Below are 2,923 nucleotides of genomic sequence, written 5' to 3' on the forward strand. Positions count from 1 at the left end.
CGGCCACGGGCTCGGCCGGAGCCCCGGCCCCCGGCTCGGCGGCCCCCGGCGCGGGCTCGGCGACCGTCACCACGGCCTCCGCGGGAGAACCGGCCGGAGCCGACGCCTTACGGGTCGCACGGCGGCGCGTACGGCCCTTGGGCGCGGTCTCCTCCTCGGCAGGCGCGGGCGCCTCGACGACCGGGTCCTCGGCCGCCGCGGGCTCCGCCTCCGCTGCCTGACGCGACTTCGGCGCGCGCTCGTCCTTGCGGGACCTGGGCGCACGCTCCTCGGAGCGGGACGCACCGGCCGGAGCCGACGCCCTGCGGGTCACCCGGCGCCGCGCACGGCCCCGGGACGCGGCGGCCTCCGCCTCGGCGACGCTGCCGTACAGCTCCTCGTCGGGCGCGAACGCGGGCTCGGGCAGGGCGGCGGGGACCGCGGACTCGGCGGCCACCTCGGCCTCCGTCTCCACGGCGGCCGGCAGGGCCTCGACGGTCTCGGCGACCTCCGCTGCCACCGCCTCGTGCTCGGCGCCCCGGCCGCGCTTCTTGCGCTTGCCGCCGGTGGCGGCGGCCGCCTGGTCCATGTGCACGATCACGCCACGGCCGTTGCAGTGGACGCAGGTCTCGGAGAACGACTCCAGCAGGCCCTGCCCGACACGCTTGCGCGTCATCTGGACGAGGCCCAGCGAGGTCACCTCGGCGACCTGGTGCTTCGTACGGTCCCGGCCCAGGCACTCCAGCAGGCGCCGCAGCACCAGGTCCCGGTTGGATTCCAGCACCATGTCGATGAAGTCGATGACGATGATGCCGCCGAGGTCGCGCAGCCGCAGCTGACGCACGATCTCCTCGGCCGCCTCCAGGTTGTTCCTGGTGACGGTCTCCTCGAGGTTGCCGCCCTGCCCGGTGAACTTGCCGGTGTTGACGTCGATGACGACCATCGCCTCGGTCCGGTCGATGACCAGCGAACCACCGCTGGGCAGCCAGACCTTGCGGTCCAGCGCCTTGGCGAGCTGCTCGTCGATCCGGTACGTGGCGAAGACGTCGACCTCGGAGGTCCACCGCTGCAGTCGGTCGGCCAGGTCGGGGGCGACGTGGGAGACGTACCCGTGGATGGTCTCCCAGGCGTCGTCGCCGCTGACGATGACCTTGGAGAAGTCCTCGTTGAAGATGTCGCGCACGACCCGGACGGTCATGTCCGGCTCGCCGTACAGCAGCGTCGGCGCGTTGCCGTTCTTCGCCTTCTTCTGGATCTCCTCCCACTGCGCCTGCAGCCGCTCGACGTCCCGGCGCAGTTCGTCCTCGCTCGCGCCCTCGGCGGCGGTGCGCACGATGACGCCCGCGTCCTCGGGGACGATCTTCTTGAGGATGGTCTTCAGCCGCGCCCGCTCGGTGTCGGGCAGCTTGCGGCTGATGCCGGTCATCGAGCCCTCGGGCACATAGACCAGATAGCGGCCGGGCAGGGAGACCTGGCTGGTCAGCCGGGCGCCCTTGTGCCCGATCGGGTCCTTGGTGACCTGGACCAGCACGGACTGTCCGGACTTCAGCGCGGACTCGATGCGGCGCGGGCCGCCCGAGACGCCGAGCGTCTCGAAGTTGACCTCACCGGCGTACAGGACGGCGTTGCGTCCCTTGCCGATGTCGATGAAGGCGGCCTCCATCGACGGCAGGACGTTCTGCACCTTGCCCAGGTAGACGTTGCCCACGTACGAGGTCGACTGCTCCTTGTTGACGTAGTGCTCGACGAGCACGCCGTCCTCCAGGACACCGATCTGCGTACGGTCGCCGTTCTGCCGGACGACCATCACGCGCTCGACGGCCTCGCGGCGGGCCAGGAACTCGGCCTCGGTGATGATCGGCACCCGGCGGCGGCCCTGCTCGCGCCCCTCGCGGCGGCGCTGCTTCTTGGCCTCCAGACGGGTCGAGCCCTTGATGGACTGCACCTCGTCGGTACCGTCGCCGGGGCGCTCGTCCTTCTTGCGCGGCTCCCGGACCTTGACGACCGTGCGCTCCGGGTCGTCGGAGGACGGCTCGGTGTCGGCACCCCCGTCACCGGCCCGGCGGCGGCGCCGACGGCGGCGACGGCTGCTGCTGGAGCCCGCGGCCTCCTCGCCCGCCTCCTCGGCGTCCTCCTCCACCTGCTCGGCGGTGTCCTCGGCGTCCTGCGCGGCCTGCTCGGCGGCCAGTTCCTCGGTGTCCTCGGCCTCCGCGGACTCGCCCTCGGCGGACTCGCCACGGCGACGGCGACGGCCGCCACGGCGACGGCGACGGCGCGCACCCGTCTCCTCGGCCTCCTCGCCCTCGGTGGACTCCTCCGGCTCCTCGGCCTCCTCCACCTCGTCGGCGGTCTCGGGCGTCACGGCCGCGGGCTCCTCGTCACCACCACGGCGGCGACGGCGGCGGCGCGCACCGGCGGCCTCCTCCTCGGGGGCCTCCTCCTGCTCGGCGGCCTCGGCGGCAGCGGCAGCGGCGGCTCGCTCCGGGGTCTGGAACATCGGCTCGGTGAACACCGGCGCCTGGAACACGGGGGCGGCGGGTCGCACGGGTCGCTGCACGGACTCGGCGCCCTCGTCGGCCGACTGAGCGGGCTCGGAGAAACCACCGGCGGCCCTGCGGACCACACGACGGCGGGAGCGGCGCGGGGCGGCGTCCTCGGCCGTCGGCTCCGGCTCCGGCTCCGACACGGCGGTCTCCGGGGCCGGAACCTCGGCGGCTCCGGCGGCGGACTTCTCGGGCTCGTCGGCGACGGCCACAGGCGCCTCCACGCGTGCTTCGGCGGCGTCGCCCTCGGGCGCGCCGGCGGGCGCCGCCACCCGACGGGTGACGCGGCGACGGGTACGGCGGACGGAGGCCTCTTCGGCCACGGGGGCCTCGGCGGTGGCCGGGGCCGAAACGGCGGGCTCGCTCGCCGGCGCCTCGTCGGCCGCGGCGGCCGACGAGGC

At 74.5% G+C, this 2,923-nt stretch carries 1 protein-coding gene; it reads right to left on the reverse strand.

The annotated features are described in order from the left end of the window. Positions 1-2,923: Rne/Rng family ribonuclease (locus tag AAW14_RS39080; protein WP_265569222.1), on the reverse strand; the 2,923-nt coding region annotated here is incomplete at both ends.

It is taken from the genome of Streptomyces hygroscopicus (genome assembly GCF_026168105.1).
GTDB lineage: Bacteria > Actinomycetota > Actinomycetes > Streptomycetales > Streptomycetaceae > Streptomyces > Streptomyces hygroscopicus_D.